Consider the following 16,894-nt stretch of genomic DNA (forward strand, 5'->3'; position numbering starts at 1 on the left):
GACCCTTGATAAAAAAGTTAACTGACAAACATCAAGTAACGCCACAGTCGCGAAATACGCTGTGGCTTATATTTTTTGAGAGGTAGAGCGCTAACTACACGTCAGTTTCGGCCAGAATGACCAAAACCACCGTCGCCTCGTTCACTGCTGACAAAATCATTAACCAAGTTAAACTCAGCCTGAACTACCGGTACAAACACCAGTTGTGCAATACGTTCGCCTGGTTCAATGGTGAACAACTGCTTACCACGGTTCCAGACTGATACCATCAGTTGACCCTGATAATCGGAATCTATCAGACCCACCAGATTACCCAATACCACACCGTGCTTATGGCCCAACCCGGAACGCGGTAGAACAACCGCCGCCAGCGTCGGATCACCGATATGAATAGCCAAACCGGTTGGCACCAGCGTTGTCTCGCCCGCGCCCAGTTCGATAGCGTTGTCCAGACAGGCGCGCAAATCCAGGCCCGCAGACCCTGGCGTCGCATAAGTAGGCAATGGGAACTGTTGCCCAATACGTGAGTCAAGAATTTTTACGTCGATTTTTTTCATCATAACGGCTGACAATCTCGTCAATTAGCTGTTGACCCAACAGGCGCTTATTGCACTGCGGCAATAGCTTGTCCCCACCGAGCCAGAAAAGATGTAACGCATTGGTTTCCGTATTAAAACCATGACCGGAAAGAGAAACATCGTTTGCACAGATGAGGTCCAGATTCTTACGGACCAGCTTCTGCCGCGCGTATTCTTCCACATTACAGGTTTCAGCAGCAAACCCGACAACATAAGGACGATTTTTATTCATCGCGGCAACATCAGCGATAATATCTGGATTCTTTATCAGGGTAACAGTCATTTCATCACCCTGTTTTTTGATTTTTTCATCCGCCACGGTTTTGGCCCGGTAATCGGCGACCGCCGCGCAACCGATGACAATATGCTGCTGAGGTGCGGCCATCATTACGGCCTGATGCATTTCCAACGCACCGATGACATCAATCCGCCGGACATTGCCGGGAGTTGGTATAGCTACCGGCCCCGCGATCAGCGTAACGTTGGCACCCCGTGCCGCTGCCGCCTGAGCAATGGCAAAACCCATTTTCCCGGAACTGTGGTTGCTGATGAAACGTACCGGGTCAAGCGCTTCACGCGTTGGTCCCGCCGTGATCATAATATTGAGGTGTTGCAGATCGTTGACACAAGAAAAAAACTGCTGCGCCCGCGCCACAATATCCAGCGTGTCGATCATCCTGCCTAGACCGACATCACCACACGCCTGGCTTCCACTGTCAGGTCCCCACTGTTGGACACCGCGTTCTGCCAACTTGCATAGGTTCTCCTGCGTTGGCACAGCACGGTACATCTGTTGATTCATCGCCGGAACCACAACTATCGGTGCTGATGTCGCCAGACACGCGGTGGTTAATAAATCATTAGCCATACCCGCAGCAAGACGTGCAATCAGATCTGCAGAAGCTGGCGCCAGAATCACCAAATCTGCCCATTTTCCCAGCTCGATATGACCCATTGCGGCTTCCGCCCCAGGATCCAGTAAATTATCAGCAACCGGATGACCGGACACGGCTTGCAGGGTTAGCGGTGTAATAAAAGCTTTGGCCGCCGGCGTCATTACCACCCGCACTTCAGCCCCGTTATCACGTAAACGCCGTACCAAATCCGGGCATTTGTAGGCGGCAATCCCCCCACTGATACCCAATACGATATGTTTGCCGGAAAGTCCATGCAGACGGGAAGAATCTGTCATCGTTATATCCGCTTGTCAGCCGAAAGAAGCGGTATTTTACCATAAGCATTCTGGGATCTGACCGTTGTACTGGATTTTCCCATTATGAGTTTATGTTTGATATGGTGCGAGGCCATATTTACCCCGCACCATATGGATTACCGGCAACGTTCAAAGGCTGGTAAATGGTTATTGTGGGAGGCATCACGCAGTTTTTGAAAAACGGCGACGATGTTCTGGTGGGAAGCGACGGCAGGAATTAACGATTTATCATAGAGATCCCGATTGGCAATCTCTGCATCAACCCCCATTTGACAGGCTTCCCGCAACGTAGCCGGTACCGTGTTTTTCAGGCTGGCATCACCAAGCAGCGTATTGGGCGGGATCGGAAGATCATAGGTTTGCATGAGGTTTTTCAGCATACGCTCATGATTGCGTTCCGCCTTGATAATGTTTCTGAAAGGCATTACCTGACCAAATTTATCGATAACCGCCGCATAAAAGGCTTCAGCGTGATATTCATCGTGCAACGCCGAGAGCAATGCGTCCTGCGCCGGCTTGTCGAGCACGGGTCGTGCCTGAAGTGTTCCGACAGGCAAAGCAGCAGCAAATAACAACATACCGATACAGCAGACTCTTTTCATCATCGCTTTCTCCTGTTGTCAGATCTGAGTCATCATCACCTTAAACCTCCGAAGGGGGATGATCTCCATCAAAGCTTAGCCAGCTTTGGCATAGCCGTAATGCAAAACTGCGGGAGGCTTCGCAGCATTGTGATCACGACATCGCCCAGGGCCATCGTGGATGGGATGATAGCGGCACGATACAGCCAAGGAGAGTGGCAATGGAATGGGATAAAGGAAATGCGCCGCGTGAAAAGCTGGTTAACTTGGGTGCAGGTGCATTAAGTGATGTTGAGCTGCTGGCGATATTCCTGCGCACCGGCCGACCCGGAATGAACGTGATGCAATTGTCGGAAGGTCTGCTGGTGCAATTTGGTTCGCTGTATCATCTGATGACGGCAGATCGAGAAAGGTTCTGTTCCGTCCGGGGCGTCGGCATTTCAAAATATACTCAGTTGCAGGCAGTAGCTGAGTTGGCTCGGCGGCTATTTTCCTCACATCTGGCCAGGGAAGATGCCATGCTCAGTTCAGAAGTTACACTGCAATATTTGCAATTGCTGCTAGCGCATCAGGAACGGGAAATTTTCCTGGTCATGTTTTTAGACAATCAGCATCGTGTTATTCGCCATCAGGAAATGTTTGCTGGTACTATTAACGCCGTAGAGGTGCATCCGAGGGAAATTGTGCGCGAAGCGCTGAAGTCCAACGCTGCCGCGCTGATACTGGCGCATAACCATCCTTCGGGAAAAGCCGAGCCTAGTCAGGCTGACCGCGCGATTACCGAACAGATCATCAAAGCGTGTTTGTTATTGGAGATTCGCGTGCTTGATCATCTGATTATTGGCCGTGGAGAATATATCTCTTTTGCCGAGCGCGGGTGGATTTGAAAGATATTTCCACGATCCGGGGGGATCTTTAGCTGTTCGGGACTTGAGCGCTTACGCTTCAAAGCGTATACTACGCCACCTTTGAGAATCTTGGGTGTGGCGTCAAGAGCCTATGTCAGCAGGTTTACCTGATGACAGAGTCTTTTCAGTGAAGTTTGCTGAGATGGGCTCTAAAGCCTGACGAGGCGGCCAACACCCTCTACGAAGCTCGAGCTGATTTGATTTTTGGAGATATAGACATGTCCCGAGTCTGCCAAGTTACTGGCAAGCGTCCGGTGAGCGGTAATAACCGTTCCCACGCACTGAATGCGACCAAACGCCGTTTTCTGCCAAACCTGCACTCACACCGTTTTTGGGTTGAAGATGAGAAGCGTTTTGTAACGCTCCGTGTATCTGCTAAAGGTATGCGTGTTATTGACAAGAAGGGCATTGAAGCGGTTTTGGCCGATCTTCGTGCCCGTGGTGAAAAGTATTAAGGAACTGAATCATGGCTAAAGGTGTTCGCGAGAAGATCAAGCTGGTTTCTTCTGCTGGTACTGGTCACTACTATACCACTACGAAGAACAAGCGTACCAAGCCGGAAAAACTGGAACTGAAGAAGTTTGATCCGGTTATCCGTCAGCACGTTCTCTACAAAGAAGCTAAAATCAAGTAATTTTAGTGTATTACCAAAAACCCGGCTTCGGCCGGGTTTTTTTATATCCATAGCCGGAACGCTTCACGGGGGGAAACATGCCTGAATTGCCAGAGGTTGAAACCAGTCGCCGGGGAATTTCCCCCTATCTTGTCGGTCATACCATTCTCTATGCGGAAGTACGTAATACCCGCCTGCGCTGGCCTGTTTCCCCGGAAATTCTGTCGCTGAGTGATAAACAGGTACTAAGTGTACAGCGCCGTGCCAAATATCTGCTGATTGAACTCGACAGTGGCTGGATGATTGTGCATCTTGGTATGTCCGGCAGCCTGCGGGTCTTACCAGAATATACCGAGCCTGGTAAGCACGACCATGTCGACCTGGTTATGGATAGCGGTAAGGTATTGCGCTATACGGACCCTCGACGCTTTGGCGCCTGGCTGTGGAGCAATGACCCGGAAAACAGTTCAGTGCTGGCACATCTGGGGCCTGAGCCATTAAGCGACGATTTTTCCGGCGATTACCTGCTTACAAAATCCCGCGGGAAGAAAACGCCCATCAAACTATGGATTATGGATAATAAACAGGTAGTAGGTGTGGGTAATATCTACGCCAGTGAATCCCTGTTCAGCGCGGGTATTTTACCTGACAGACCGGTAGGCTCACTGACAGAAAATGAAGCCCATTTGCTGGTAACGATGATCAAGAATGTATTGCAGCGATCCATTGAGCAAGGTGGCACTACGCTGCGGGACTTTCTTCAATCGGATGGTAAGCCGGGCTATTTTGCTCAGGAATTGCAAGTTTATGGCCGCGCCGGAGAGCCTTGCCGACATTGTGGTACGCCGATAGAAACCACCCGACAAGGACAACGCAGCACCTTCTTCTGTCGTCGTTGTCAGCAATAACACAGTTGGCCGTTATCCCGTGACAGTCTGAAATATGGCTGTGGCACGTTTAAGCCAGCTTCTCACGCAGGGCGTTGTTGATTATATCTGGCAGGAAATGGGAAACATCACCACCGTGCCTGGCGACCTCTTTCACCAAAGAGGAAGAAATAAACGACCACTGTTCTGATGGCATCAGAAAAATGCTTTCCAGGGTTGGCATCAGGTGGGTATTCATCTTGGCCAACTGTAGCTCATATTCGAAATCCGATACCGCCCTCAGACCTCTCACCAAAATGGTAGCTTGTTGCTGTTGTGCGAAGTGCGCCATCAATTCACTGAAACCGATGACCTCGACATTAGGTAAATGCTGTGTCACCGCCTGCGCCAGTACCACACGTTCATCCAGCGTAAACAGCGTATTTTTACTCGGACTGGCGGCGATCGCCAAAATCAGGCGGTCAAACATACGTGACGCTCGTGTCAGTAAATCCAGATGACCGTTAGTAAACGGGTCAAACGTTCCGGGATAAATCGCTTTAATCGTCATGATGTTTGTTATGCTGGTTATTCATAGCCCATAAGCCAGTATATTTGTTAAACGTGTACTGCGCATTGATTATTGCCAGCAACAATCCCCGCTTGCCATCAAGAAACCCGGCGCGCAGCAACCAGGTTTTCACAAAAGCGCTCAACGTATGGGTAAAAATAGCCATATAACTGCAACGTTTCCCTTGCTGAAAGCGTTCTTTAGCCCAGCTTTCCGCATAACTAAGCTGTTTTTTCTGGAAGACAAAAAAGTCGCGGCACGTCAGATGCTCTAGATCCCCCTGCAGCGATGTCACCTGGGCTGAACCATAGTCGAGGGATTCATGTACTGTATTATCGTTATAGCGGTAATGGCTGGGATAGAGCCGAATAACCTCATCGGGATACCAGCCACTATGACGCATGAAACGTCCCAGAAACAGGTTACGCCGGGCACAACGATAAACCGTTTTATCGTCAGCGGTGGCAAGTACCTTTTCAATCGACTGACGTAAATCCGGCGTGACCCGCTCGTCGGTATCAATCATGAAAATATAGTCGCCACTGGCGTAATTCTGAGCATCCTGACGTTGTTTGCCAAATCCCAGCCACGTATCGTGCTGATAAACATTGGCCCCGTACTGGCGGGCAATCTCAATGGTATTGTCGGTGCTGCCTGAATCCAGTACCACAATTTCATCAGCCCATGCTACAGAAGAAAGGCAGTCCGCCAACAAGTCTGCGGCATTGTGGCTGATCAGGACGACAGACAGACGTTTATTGCTCATTATTGGCTCCGCTGAGGCAGGTAAGGCTCAAGAAGCGTAAGGAGACTTCGCAACGCCCCCTGATTTTTGTGCAATACATCCGCGGCATGATGGCCGTAATACATCCGATAATCATCATCCGACAGCAGATTGGTGACTTGTTCTATCAGTGAAGCCGTGTCCTTTACCGTAATCAGCCCATCGGACTGCTGTAAACGAGCGCAAATGTCCTTGAAGTTAAAAATATGTGGCCCCATCAGTACAGGAATAGCATGTGCTGCCGGCTCCAGTGGGTTATGCCCACCTCGCTCAACCAGACTCCCACCGACAAACGCGACATCGGCAATACCGTAAAGCAACATCAGCTCTCCCATAGAATCACCAATAACGACATGGGTTGTCGCTGGAGGAATAGCGCCGGTACTACGCAAGGTGTATTCCAGCCCGGCTTTTTTCACGATACTTTTCGCATCATCAAAACGCTCAGGGTGGCGAGGGACCAAGATCAGCAACAGTCCAGGGAAGGTTTTCAGTAATTCACAATGAGCCTCAATGATGATTTTTTCTTCGCCTTCATGAGTGCTGGCTGCGATCCATACCGGGCGTTGGGAAGCCCACTGACGGCGTAAGGTAGCGGCTCTGGCTGCCAGTTCTGGTGTGACGGAAATATCAAATTTCAAGCTACCAGTGACATTCATCTGAGATCGTTTCAGACCCAGGTCTATGAAACGTGCGCCATCTTCTGCATTCTGCACGGCAATTAACGTGATACGTCGCAGCAGCACTCGCATGAATTTACCCAGTTTTTTATAACCAGCCGCTGAACGCGCGGATAAACGGGCATTAGCAATGATCAGAGGAATTTTCCGCTGGTGCAGCGCCGTAATCATATTTGGCCACAGCTCGGTTTCCATCACGATAACCAGTCGGGGTTGTACATGTTTGATAAAACGCGCCATGGCGCCAGGCAGATCATAGGGAAGATAAACGTGGTAAACATCTTTACCAAACGCCGACATCGCGCGTTCGGAACCGGTGGGCGTCATGGTGGTTACGGTAATGGGCAAATCAGGATAACGGTAACGTAGTGCGCGCACCAATGGTACCGCAGCCAGGGTTTCCCCCACTGAAACAGAGTGCAGCAGTATACCCGCCGGTTCTACCTTATCTTTGTAGAAACCGTAACGCTCACCCCAGCGTTTACGGTAGGCAGGAATTTTGCGGCCCCGGAGCCAAAGACGTACCCAGATCAACGGCTGGATAAGGTAAAGAAGAAATGTATACAACGATTGTAACATAATCATCTATATTTATAGTTTGAGATAGCGAATTCTATATATTTACAGCGGCTAAATCTATCATTTTAAACTGTGCTTAAGGTAATAGCGGATTTTACTAAAAAAACAAGTAATTGAAAGCATCGACGATTCAGAATAATAAACATAATTCAGCATGACCGTGGTATGAAGGTATGCCTTTTTACCTCCTAAAAAAAGGTCACATCGATTTCTGAACAAAAGGAAGAATATAATCTTCATATTAAAGTTAATAACATTTAAAATCTATTTAAACCAACTCAACATATTAATTACAGACTGATTGTTATTTCATGCGATACAACAGTATTTTCTTATTTCAGCCAGTAAGGCTAGACAGTTCAGATTGCCAATTGTCACGAAAAAATAGGCAAACCATCAATAAACAACATTCATATTCATTGAATCCGAAATGTCGTTGAAAAGGTGATTTGACAACACTTTGTACAGGATTATTCGATACTGTTCATGTATTATGTGCGCCTTACGATTAAGATTAATCAGATTAAGGTATAAAAGATGTTAGAAACATCTTTAAATATATTACATACCGAGTCCTCATGTGGATGGGGTGGTCAGGAAATCCGTATTCTCACCGAGTCGCAGGGAATGATGAAACGTGGCCATCAAGTCACCATTCTTTGCTGTGTTCATTCCAATATTTACCGCGAAGCACAGAGCCGGGGAATCCCGGTTGTCGGGCTACCGATTGAAAAAAAACGCCTTGTGGCGTTGTTTGCCATACGTCATTGGTTAAAGCGGCACGGTAGTGAATTCGACATCATTAACACCCATAGTTCCACCGATGCCTGGTTGGTGGCGGTAGCGAGCCTGACATTGGGGATGAAACAGACACCCCCAATGGTAAGAACGCGGCATGTTTCCACCGATATCAATAACTCATTTACTACGCGCTGGCTCTATCTGCGGGCGACCCGTCATATTGCGACGACCGGGGAGCGTTTACGCCAACAGTTGCACACTGATAATCACTATCCACTGGATCATATGACGTCGGTTCCCACCGGTATCGACCTTGCCTACTATCGCCCGACCGACAAACGCGCCGCCTGTCAGACTATCGGGGTACCAAACCAACCTACACTGGGCATTCTGGCTACCATGCGTTCATGGAAAGGACACGCTTACCTGTTGGAAGCATGGAAAAAATTGTCTGAGGACTATCCACAGTGGCAGTTATTGATGGTCGGTGATGGTCCCCAACGTGCGGCACTGGAACAGCAGGTATCACAGATGGGTATGACCGGACGCATTGTTTTTCTCGGTAATCGTGATGATGTGCCTGATTGTCTAAATTGTATGGATTTATTCGTTTTACCCTCTTATGGCAATGAGGGCGTTCCGCAAAGCATCATGCAGGCCATGGCGTGTGGCCTGCCGGTTGTTTCCACCACGGTAGGTGCAATAGATGAAGCGGTGGTCAATGGAGAAACCGGTTTTCTGATCGAGCCCAAAAACGTTGAGCAACTCTATGAAAAATTGGCGCTCCTGATGGGAGATGATGCGTTGCGCACTCGGTTTAGTGAGGCAGCATTGCAACGTGCTGGCTCTTGTTTTGGCGCAGATATCATGCTTGACAGGATGACGACCATTTTTCACGCCAACCTGAAATCACGTAAACACCAATGAGTAAGTTTTCTGCTCGGTTACGTATTTTCCCTCGAGGACTGCTGCAACTGCTTAAAAAGCCGTGGCGCCGCCCGCCGACACACGTCAGAAGCATTCTAATTGCCCATAATTTATTGTTGGGCGATACCGTGATGCTGACGCCGCTGCTAAGTAAGCTGCGACAGAACTATCCCGATGCACGAATTGTTTTACTGTGTAAACTGCCGTTCATGGAGGTTTATCAGTTGAACCCTTATCGGATTGAGGTTCAAGTTTACGATCCTGCATCGGCAGACTCTGTGAGCAAAATTATACAAAGCGGTCCTTATGATCTGGCGATTATCCCAGGGGACAACCGTTACAGTTGGCTGGCTCTGGCGGCGGGAAGTCGCTGGATTGTTGCCCACTCTCCGGCCAAGCGTAACGCGAAATCCTGGCCGGTAAACGAGGCGCACCCGTATCCGATAACACCGATGGCATGGAGTGATGCCGTAGCCGGACTGACAGAGGGTGTCATGCCCATCCCGTCGTCCTGGCCAATACCTGAGACCGATTTTCCAATACCAACAACCCCTTATGTGGTTTTGCATGTCGGTGCCAGCAACCCTACCCGTTTCTGGCCGCCTGAACGTTGGATGGCATTGGCTGGCTGGCTGGTTGAACAAGGTTATCTTCCGGTGTGGAGCGGTGGTAAAAACGAGCAGCATATTGTCAACACCATCGACCCGGATGATCGCTATACAAATTATGTCGGCCAGCTTTCTCTATCGCAGTTACTGGCATTACTGGCAAACTCGCACGGGTTGATTTGTGCCGATACGGGCGTCGCCCACGTAGCAAAATGGGTAAATACGCCGACACTGACGCTGTATGGCCCCGGTAATCCCATTGCTTTTGGCCCCGGCGTGTTTTGGCAAAGGAACATCATCATTGCCACCGGGTTTAATCCTATTGCCTGCCGTGACCAGAAAACCTTGTTTGCCCGACCGTTACCTTGGTTGGAACGTTGCAACCGAAGTGATAATACCTGCAAGAATTTCCAGGATGGTTATTCTGCATGCATGAAAAATATCAGCCTTAATGATGTTCAAACTGCTTTCATCAATTTGTTGAGAAAAAACTAATGTCCCAGTTATCCTTTCACCCACGAACTAACAGTAATTCAATAATATATTTTTTAATTGCATTCACTATATTCATCAATCCATTACTTGAAGCGCCAAAGAATATTGCCATGGTGCTAACATTACTGGTTGTCATTTATTATGGGATTACTGAGAAAAAGGCCCGTATCTGGTCTGGGTGGGATCTGTTTTTTGCGCTGTATGTTATTGCCTATGTGGTTGCGGCTCCTTTTTCGGCCTACCACACTGATCCGACAGCATTAACCGACATTGCACGTTACATGGTTTTCGGCTGGGTTATTTACCGAGCTGATTTTAATGAACGACAAAATTTAGGGTTAGTATTTTGGGCAGTATTTGGGACATTCATCGGACTGATTTACGGTGCCTGGGATCACTACTATCTGGGCAATGGTCAATACTGGACATTGAATTCAGTCGGCCATGTCAACCACGCCGCCATTTATAATGCCATTATTTGTGGGATGGCAATAACGGTATTATTTACCTATTGGTCTAGATTTACCGCGGGTAAACGTACACTCTGGCTGGCAATGCTGGCACTCAGCCTGGTGTACGTGACCTTTGGTGAAAGCCGGGCAACGTTTGGCGCAATTATTGCCGTCGTGCTGGCATTAAGCATCGGGTTTGCCAGGAGAGGAAAACGTTTTCTACTCTTGCCGATATTCTTCATTATTGGGTTTGTGGGAATCGCGCTATTAAGTAACGCTCGGGTGATAGTTAAACAGGAAAACAATGCCCATGCAGATAATATTCTGAGCTATCGGGCTACTATCTGGCGTTCAGCAATTAACAGTATTGAACAGCACCCACTATTTGGGGTTGGAAAAGATAATTTCCACTATATTGATATCAAATGGGGCGACAAAACTCCCATATTCAATAATATTTCTCATGCCCATAATCTCTATATTAATGTCCTTGCTGAAAGCGGCATTTGGGGATTTTTCTGGGTATTTGGATTATTAGGCGCAATGGGCATGACATTATTACGCTATTTACCCAAAAAGAATGCACCATTGGCGAGCTGGAATTCCTGGGGAATCACGTGCTCAGCATTAGTCATTACACTGGTCGTCGGGCTGGTAAATACGCCATTTCATCATGAAACTGGAAATTTAACGATGTTATGTTTTGCGTTATGGATTAATCAATATCGTCAGGATAAGCAACGTTTTATTTAATAAGCATAAAACTCTGCGGAGTGAACAATGCTTAGCCAAGGGACCATGATATGGAGGAGACGTGGAATGAGGCCGCTCTATGGGGCCTTATCTCCATGTTTCCTCCAATAATCGGCTTATGTGAACCGTACTACCCCAGAATGATTTTTTATATCAACTGCTGATAGAGATTGAGCATATTTTCACTCAGAAAGTCGAGATCATACTTCCCGACTTGCTCTCTGGCACAATTCCCCATCTCGGTAAAATCACCATCGCAGGACTGAATAACCGCCTGCCGAAGTGCCGCATAATCCAGCGCATCACAGACAAATCCATTTTTTCCCGGCTGGATAAACTCTTTGCCACCACACTGCTGAGAGGTTATCACGCCAAGCCCACTGGCCATGGCTTCCAGCACCACATTAGGAAACGGATCGTACAATGTTGGCAGCAGCAACATATCCGCCGCACCATAGTAAGGACGGGTATCTGGTTGCATACCCATGAAATGTACCCGGTCTGCAACCCGTAACTGCCTGGCAAGCTTCTGATAGTGACGACGGTGCTTATCTTTGCCAACCACGATCAGATGTGGTGAATGTCGGGAAGAAATATTAATGGCATGAATGGCGCCAGCCAATCCTTTACGCTCAAACCCTGAACCGACAAACAGCATAACGGGCACATTATCCGCAATCCCAAACTGCTGACGAACGGCACACCGGTAAGTCGCCTTTAATCCTGGTGTAAAGGTCGAGGTATTCACCCCGTTATAAATCAAATGGATTTTTTCAGCCGGGACAGAGAAATAATGGCGAATTTCATCGGCAACCATCTGAGAATTACAGATGACGGCTTTCAGTGCCGGATGCTGGTACATCGCCTGTTCCTGCGCCAGGATGTAACGATGGAAACCAGACCACCACAGAAATTTCCGCTGTACAGGACTAAGTATGCGGGAACGCTGGGTCAGCCAGGATTGATGAACGCCATCCCCCGCACGGTAAATATGGCAACCGGGAATGCGTTCATGGCTTTGTACCAGATCAAACTCGGCAAAATGTTGCTGAGCGGCGTTGGCAAAAGCGCGTTCACGTTGTATCCGGCCAGTAATCCGCGGATTACAGATGATAATATTACGATTAGCCTGCTCACTACCTTCCCAACTGCGGGTGATCACGCTGACATCCAGGACTTTATGATTGCTCAGCGCATCCAGTGCTCGGGAAACAAAGCGCTCGGCACCACCATCAGGACGGTATTTCTGCCGCACAATCGCCAGCTTCATCCTTGCGCCTCCAGCAGTGCGGAATCGATGGCGAGCAATACCTGCTGTACGCCAATTTGCTGTAGACAATCACTGACCTTGCTGCCGCCACAACCGTCTTTCCCGCACGGCCGGCAGGGATGATGGTCGGATACCACTACCCGATTAACGGTCATCCAGGGCGCCCATTCAGTGTCACCGCTGGGGCCAAACAACGCGACAACCGGCGTTTGCATGGCTGACGCGATATGCATCGGCACCGAGTCGACACCCAGCAGCAATTGTGCCTTGCCGATCAGGCTGGCGAGTTGCTTGAGGCTGAGTTGGCCGGAGAGATCCAGCACCGGATAAGTCAGTTGGGACTTGATATCAGCAATCATCGTCATTTCATTATCAGCGGGAGATGCACTGAGTACGATCGTATGTCCTCGTTCACACAAGGTGTTGATGGTTGCCGCCATCGCACTGCTTTTCCAGCATTTAAACAGCCAACGGGAAGTGGGATGCACCACAATGAACGATTGTCCTTGCCACTGCTGCGCCCGGAGCTTTTGTTCCAGTGCCTGGTCGGCTTCGTCGCCAGGTATGAGCTGCAAACGCCGTTCTTCTCCTTCCGGCTGAATCCCCAGTACCCGCAACGTATCAAGATGGGATTCCACTGTATGACGGCGAGCGACACGGGGGACGCGATACTGAAAGGTTTTCTTCCAGAATGACAATTTGTCGCGCCTGGTGTTACAAAATGTGACACCCAGTGGGATACCCGCCACGCGGGCAATCCAGAAACCACGCATACTTTCCGTCAAATGAATAATCGCGTCATACCGTTGCTGACGCAGTGTTTTCAGTAATGCCCATTCTTTGGCTATCTGCTTGAACGGACCTAGTTTCTTCCACTTTTTGTCCACCGTGTACAGGTGATCAATATCTGGATGCAACGCCAGCATTTCTGCGGTTTCGGCAAAAACCAGCGCATCAATCTGGGCATCCGGATAACGCTTGCGCAAAATAGAGAACAGTGGCGATGTCAGCAGCACATCACCATGGTGGCGGAATTTGGTAATAAGGATTCGCTTTAATTCAACCTTATTCGATGACGTCACAATAAAACCGCCTCATTCAGTCAGTAAAGATACGCAGTGCTGATAAACATCGGCTGCGTGGAGATCCGCCAGATTGCGACTATTTTCCGGGCGGCAGATCTGCTGATTGTTACCATAACCACCAATCAGCCCAGGGTCAGTCGGACCATACAGCGTGATGTTGGGACGATCCAGCGCAGCCGCCAAGTGGCTCAGCCCTGTATCTACAGAGACGACAGCTCGCGCGCCTGCCAGCATCGTCGCCACCTGCTCCAAGCTCAGCCGAGGCAAAACATCCACATACGCGAACCCTTCCGCCAGCCGTCGTGCGCGCTGATACTCATGTTCCGCGCCCCACGGCAGTTTGATACGCAATCCGCTGGGTTGTAGCAACGCTATCAATTCACGCCAGTGTGACTCCGGCCAGTGCTTTTCGTCGCGGGTGGTGGCGTGCAGGAAAACCAGATACTGGCCGGCATCCGTCGGCAGGGAAGAAAGAAATCGCGAAGCGATAGCATAATCACCAGTTTCTGTCGGTCGACGATAATTCAAACTGACAGCAAACAGCTCACGGATACGCTCTACCGCGTGTTGTTGCCGGTCAATAAAGTGACGATATTGGTAAAACCAGCTGGCAAGCGGTTCTCGGGCACTTTTCCAGTCCAGCCCATGCTTATTACCCCGCGCCAGACGAGTGACCAGCCCCGCGCTTTTAATCAGCCCTTGAGCATCGATCACCGTATCGTAACGTTTTTCTCGCAGTTGCTGCTTGAAATCCGCTCGTTCCTGACGGATAGCGGCACTGAACCAGTTCTTGCGCCAGCGCCGCAGCGCCACCGGGATAACCCGATCAACGGCAGGATGCCAGGCTGGGATCTGGGCAAAACCTTCTTCTACCACCCAGTCGAACTGAATGCCGGGAATCACCTGCATCGCATCCGTTAAGGCCGGCAGCGTATGCAGAACATCCCCCATCGAGGAAGTTTTAACAATTAACACCCTCATGCCTTTTCCCCGAGCGAGGGCAGATAACGGGCTAATGCTTCCAGCACCCGTTCTGGCTGGATATCAATCAGGCTCTGATGATAACCCTGTTCGGCATCACCCTTGCGTACCCGGTGATAACCGCTAATCAAGCGAATCACCTCCGCCTGATGCGACAACGGCGGAGTAAAATCAGGGCTACTGGGCCCGTACAACGCCACCAGTGGCCGATTCAGCGCCGCCGTCACATGCATTAATCCGGAATCATTACTGACGACGGCATGACAGGCGGCAATCAACACCACCGCCTGATCCAGCGACGTTTTCCCAGCCAGGTTAATACAATATTCCTGGGCGGTATCCGTCAGTGACTGACAAATATCCTCACCCGCCTGATGGTCATTGGCGGATCCGAACAACGCCACCTGAAATCCCCGGTCAATCAGCGTTTGCGCCAGCGCACCGTAATGATAATGCGGCCAGCGTTTGGCCGGGCCAAATTCAGCACCAGGGCAAAAACCGACCAACGGACGAATGTCAGGCAGATTAAAGATAGACGTCACCTCCGCAATCTCTTCATCACCAACCCGCAATTGCGGCCACAGTAATGGTTGCGGCACGTCACTGGCAGCGCGGATTCTCTCCCTGTCATAAGCCAACGCCACATAACGTTGAACCATCAGTGGAAAGGCGGCTTTATTCAGCACCCGCAGATCGTTAAGCAGACCATAGCGCATCTCTCCGCGCCAGCCGATTCGCCGGGGAATAGCAGCGAAAAAAGGCACCAGTGCGGATTTTAATGAGTTAGGTAACACATAGGCGCAATCGTAGTGGGTATGGCGCAGTGAGGCACCTAAACGGTAGCGCTCACCCAACGCCAACGCCCCATGTCCCAATGGCATCGACAGTGCCTGGTGAACCTCAGGCATCCGCGCCAATAATGGACGGCACCAGTCCGGTGCCATCACGTCAATGATGGCATCCGGATGTTCGGCTTTCAGGGTGCGGTAAAGACTGTGCGACATCATCATGTCGCCGACCCAGGAAGGTCCGATAACCAGAATTTTCATACCGTTGGCGATTCCTTACGGCAAGCGAGATTACGCGCTGCGGTTCAGCCAGGCCATATAGTCGGCTACACCTTCTGCCACCGTTTTGAACGGTTTATCGTAACCGGCCGCACGTAGTTTGGTTAAATCCGCCTGAGTATAAGCCTGATAACGGCCTTTCAATTTTTCCGGGAAGGGAATGTATTCCACGCTACCTTTTTTGTGGAAATCCAGTACCGCATCAGCCACGGCCCGGAAAGATTCGGCACGACCGGTACCACAGTTGAAAATACCGGAAACGCCGTGCTGCCAAAACCACAGATTGACCGCCGCGACATCGCCCACATAGACGAAATCGCGTTGAAAGTTTTCACTGCCGGAAAACAGCTTCGGGTTCTCACCCTGATTAATCTGGTTGTTCAGATGAAACGCGACACTGGCCATGCTGCCTTTATGCCCTTCACGTGGACCATAAACGTTGAAATAACGGAAACCACAAATCGGGGAATCAGCCTGCGGCAGAATATCACGCACATACTGGTCGAACAGGAACTTGGAATAGCCATAAACATTCAACGGCTGTTCATACTGGCGCTCTTCAACAAAATGGTCATTGCGTCCACCGTAGGTCGCGGCGGAAGAGGCATACAGAAACGGGATGCCACGTTCCATACAGTAATGCAACACGTCTTTGGAATACTGATAGTTGTTATCCATCATGTATTTACCATCCCACTCGGTGGTGGACGAGCAGGCGCCTTCATGGAAGACGGCATCAATATCACCCAGATCATCACCCGCCATGATATTGGCGATAAAATCTTCTTTATCCATATAATCGGTGATATCCAGATCAACCAGATTGACGAATTTGGTGCCATCTTTCAGGTTATCGACCACCAGAATATCCCGATGACCAGCGTCATTCAGGGCCTTAACGATATTGCTGCCAATGAAACCGGCACCGCCAGTAACGATAATCATGGGAATTACCCTTGTTAAACTTGCTGGTAGAGCACCACGCCCTACACTGTCTATGATGGCTATAATAGCATTTCATTTTGCTGCAAGCAGCCCGGCGTTACTTTCTCTTGCTTTACCTCATACAACGCACTATCTCTCTCGTGACCCAGTTTGCATTTTTCCAATCCCTCACCCGTCAGAATAGTGTTTTTCCATTA

At 49.6% G+C, this 16,894-nt stretch carries 18 protein-coding genes; 7 read left to right on the forward strand and 11 right to left on the reverse strand.

What is annotated here, in order from left to right; all coding sequences use genetic code 11:
• Positions 1-101: 101 nt before the first annotated feature.
• The 3 genes from dut to RS889_RS22805 form a co-directional block, all read right to left on the reverse strand.
• The gene (gene dut, locus RS889_RS22795; protein ID WP_021013878.1) at positions 102-560 is read right to left on the reverse strand and encodes a dUTP diphosphatase; all 459 of its coding nucleotides are present in this window, start codon (positions 558-560) and stop codon (positions 102-104) included.
• Positions 529-1,770 (reverse strand): bifunctional phosphopantothenoylcysteine decarboxylase/phosphopantothenate--cysteine ligase CoaBC, encoded by a 1,242-nt coding sequence (coaBC, locus tag RS889_RS22800; protein WP_315708802.1) that lies wholly within the window; start codon positions 1,768-1,770, stop codon positions 529-531. Before coaBC ends, dut begins: the two co-directional genes overlap by 32 nt.
• Before the next feature lie 137 nt (positions 1,771-1,907).
• Positions 1,908-2,396 (reverse strand): ferritin-like domain-containing protein, encoded by a 489-nt coding sequence (locus RS889_RS22805; protein WP_315708803.1) that lies wholly within the window; start codon positions 2,394-2,396, stop codon positions 1,908-1,910.
• A gap of 197 nt (positions 2,397-2,593) precedes the next feature.
• Here RS889_RS22805 and radC point away from each other — a divergent pair, with 197 nt between their 5' ends.
• The 4 genes from radC to mutM all read left to right on the forward strand — a co-directional run bounded on the left by radC (position 2,594) and on the right by mutM (position 4,801).
• Positions 2,594-3,259 carry a RadC family protein gene (gene radC / locus RS889_RS22810; RefSeq protein ID WP_315708804.1) on the forward strand — a complete coding sequence of 222 codons (666 nt, stop codon included), beginning with the start codon at positions 2,594-2,596 and terminating at the stop codon, positions 3,257-3,259.
• Between the two features lie 239 nt (positions 3,260-3,498).
• A complete protein-coding gene (gene rpmB, locus RS889_RS22815) occupies positions 3,499-3,735 on the forward strand; it encodes a 50S ribosomal protein L28 (protein ID WP_021013874.1) in 237 nt (78 codons plus the stop codon).
• 11 nt (positions 3,736-3,746) lie between these two features.
• A complete protein-coding gene (gene rpmG / locus RS889_RS22820; RefSeq protein WP_021013873.1) occupies positions 3,747-3,914 on the forward strand; it encodes a 50S ribosomal protein L33 in 168 nt (55 codons plus the stop codon).
• Between the two features lie 77 nt (positions 3,915-3,991).
• A complete protein-coding gene (gene mutM, locus RS889_RS22825) occupies positions 3,992-4,801 on the forward strand; it encodes a bifunctional DNA-formamidopyrimidine glycosylase/DNA-(apurinic or apyrimidinic site) lyase (RefSeq protein ID WP_315708805.1) in 810 nt (269 codons plus the stop codon).
• 49 nt (positions 4,802-4,850) lie between these two features.
• Here mutM and coaD read toward each other — a convergent pair whose 3' ends face one another.
• The 3 genes from coaD to waaA are packed head-to-tail and all read right to left on the reverse strand — an operon-like array spanning position 4,851 to position 7,373.
• On the reverse strand, positions 4,851-5,330 hold the full coding sequence (coaD, locus tag RS889_RS22830; protein ID WP_315708806.1) for a pantetheine-phosphate adenylyltransferase: 480 nt from the start codon (positions 5,328-5,330) through the stop codon (positions 4,851-4,853).
• Complete coding sequence (locus RS889_RS22835; RefSeq protein WP_425475097.1) at positions 5,320-6,096, reverse strand: glycosyltransferase family 2 protein; 777 nt, start codon at positions 6,094-6,096, stop codon at positions 5,320-5,322. Before RS889_RS22835 ends, coaD begins: the two co-directional genes overlap by 11 nt.
• A complete protein-coding gene (waaA, locus tag RS889_RS22840) occupies positions 6,096-7,373 on the reverse strand; it encodes a lipid IV(A) 3-deoxy-D-manno-octulosonic acid transferase (RefSeq protein ID WP_315711169.1) in 1,278 nt (425 codons plus the stop codon). The genes RS889_RS22835 and waaA overlap by 1 nt, the downstream gene beginning before the upstream one ends.
• Before the next feature lie 537 nt (positions 7,374-7,910).
• On the opposite strand from waaA, the gene RS889_RS22845 reads away from it, so the two are divergent.
• From RS889_RS22845 to RS889_RS22855, 3 genes are all read left to right on the forward strand, one after another.
• The gene (locus RS889_RS22845) at positions 7,911-9,041 is read left to right on the forward strand and encodes a glycosyltransferase family 4 protein (RefSeq protein WP_315708807.1); all 1,131 of its coding nucleotides are present in this window, start codon (positions 7,911-7,913) and stop codon (positions 9,039-9,041) included.
• Positions 9,038-10,144, forward strand: coding sequence for a glycosyltransferase family 9 protein (locus RS889_RS22850; RefSeq protein ID WP_315708808.1), 1,107 nt, complete (start codon positions 9,038-9,040; stop codon positions 10,142-10,144). The genes RS889_RS22845 and RS889_RS22850 overlap by 4 nt, the downstream gene beginning before the upstream one ends.
• 110 nt (positions 10,145-10,254) lie before the next feature.
• Positions 10,255-11,349 (forward strand): O-antigen ligase family protein, encoded by a 1,095-nt coding sequence (locus tag RS889_RS22855; protein ID WP_315708809.1) that lies wholly within the window; start codon positions 10,255-10,257, stop codon positions 11,347-11,349.
• A gap of 148 nt (positions 11,350-11,497) precedes the next feature.
• Here the strand turns inward: RS889_RS22855 and RS889_RS22860 are convergent, their stop codons facing one another.
• From RS889_RS22860 to rfaD, 5 genes are read right to left on the reverse strand one after another with little or no spacing between them, the layout of a single operon-like run.
• On the reverse strand, positions 11,498-12,619 hold the full coding sequence (locus RS889_RS22860; RefSeq protein ID WP_315708810.1) for a glycosyltransferase family 4 protein: 1,122 nt from the start codon (positions 12,617-12,619) through the stop codon (positions 11,498-11,500).
• A complete protein-coding gene (gene rfaQ, locus RS889_RS22865; protein ID WP_315708811.1) occupies positions 12,616-13,701 on the reverse strand; it encodes a putative lipopolysaccharide heptosyltransferase III in 1,086 nt (361 codons plus the stop codon). Before rfaQ ends, RS889_RS22860 begins: the two co-directional genes overlap by 4 nt.
• A gap of 12 nt (positions 13,702-13,713) precedes the next feature.
• A complete protein-coding gene (gene rfaC / locus RS889_RS22870; protein ID WP_315708812.1) occupies positions 13,714-14,685 on the reverse strand; it encodes a lipopolysaccharide heptosyltransferase RfaC in 972 nt (323 codons plus the stop codon).
• Positions 14,682-15,734, reverse strand: coding sequence for an ADP-heptose--LPS heptosyltransferase RfaF (gene rfaF, locus RS889_RS22875; RefSeq protein ID WP_315708813.1), 1,053 nt, complete (start codon positions 15,732-15,734; stop codon positions 14,682-14,684). Before rfaF ends, rfaC begins: the two co-directional genes overlap by 4 nt.
• 30 nt (positions 15,735-15,764) lie before the next feature.
• On the reverse strand, positions 15,765-16,697 hold the full coding sequence (gene rfaD, locus RS889_RS22880) for an ADP-glyceromanno-heptose 6-epimerase (RefSeq protein ID WP_315708814.1): 933 nt from the start codon (positions 16,695-16,697) through the stop codon (positions 15,765-15,767).
• Positions 16,698-16,894: the final 197 nt, after the last annotated feature.

The sequence above is a fragment of the Brenneria uluponensis genome (assembly GCF_032395385.1).
Taxonomy (GTDB): domain Bacteria; phylum Pseudomonadota; class Gammaproteobacteria; order Enterobacterales; family Enterobacteriaceae; genus Prodigiosinella; species Prodigiosinella aquatilis.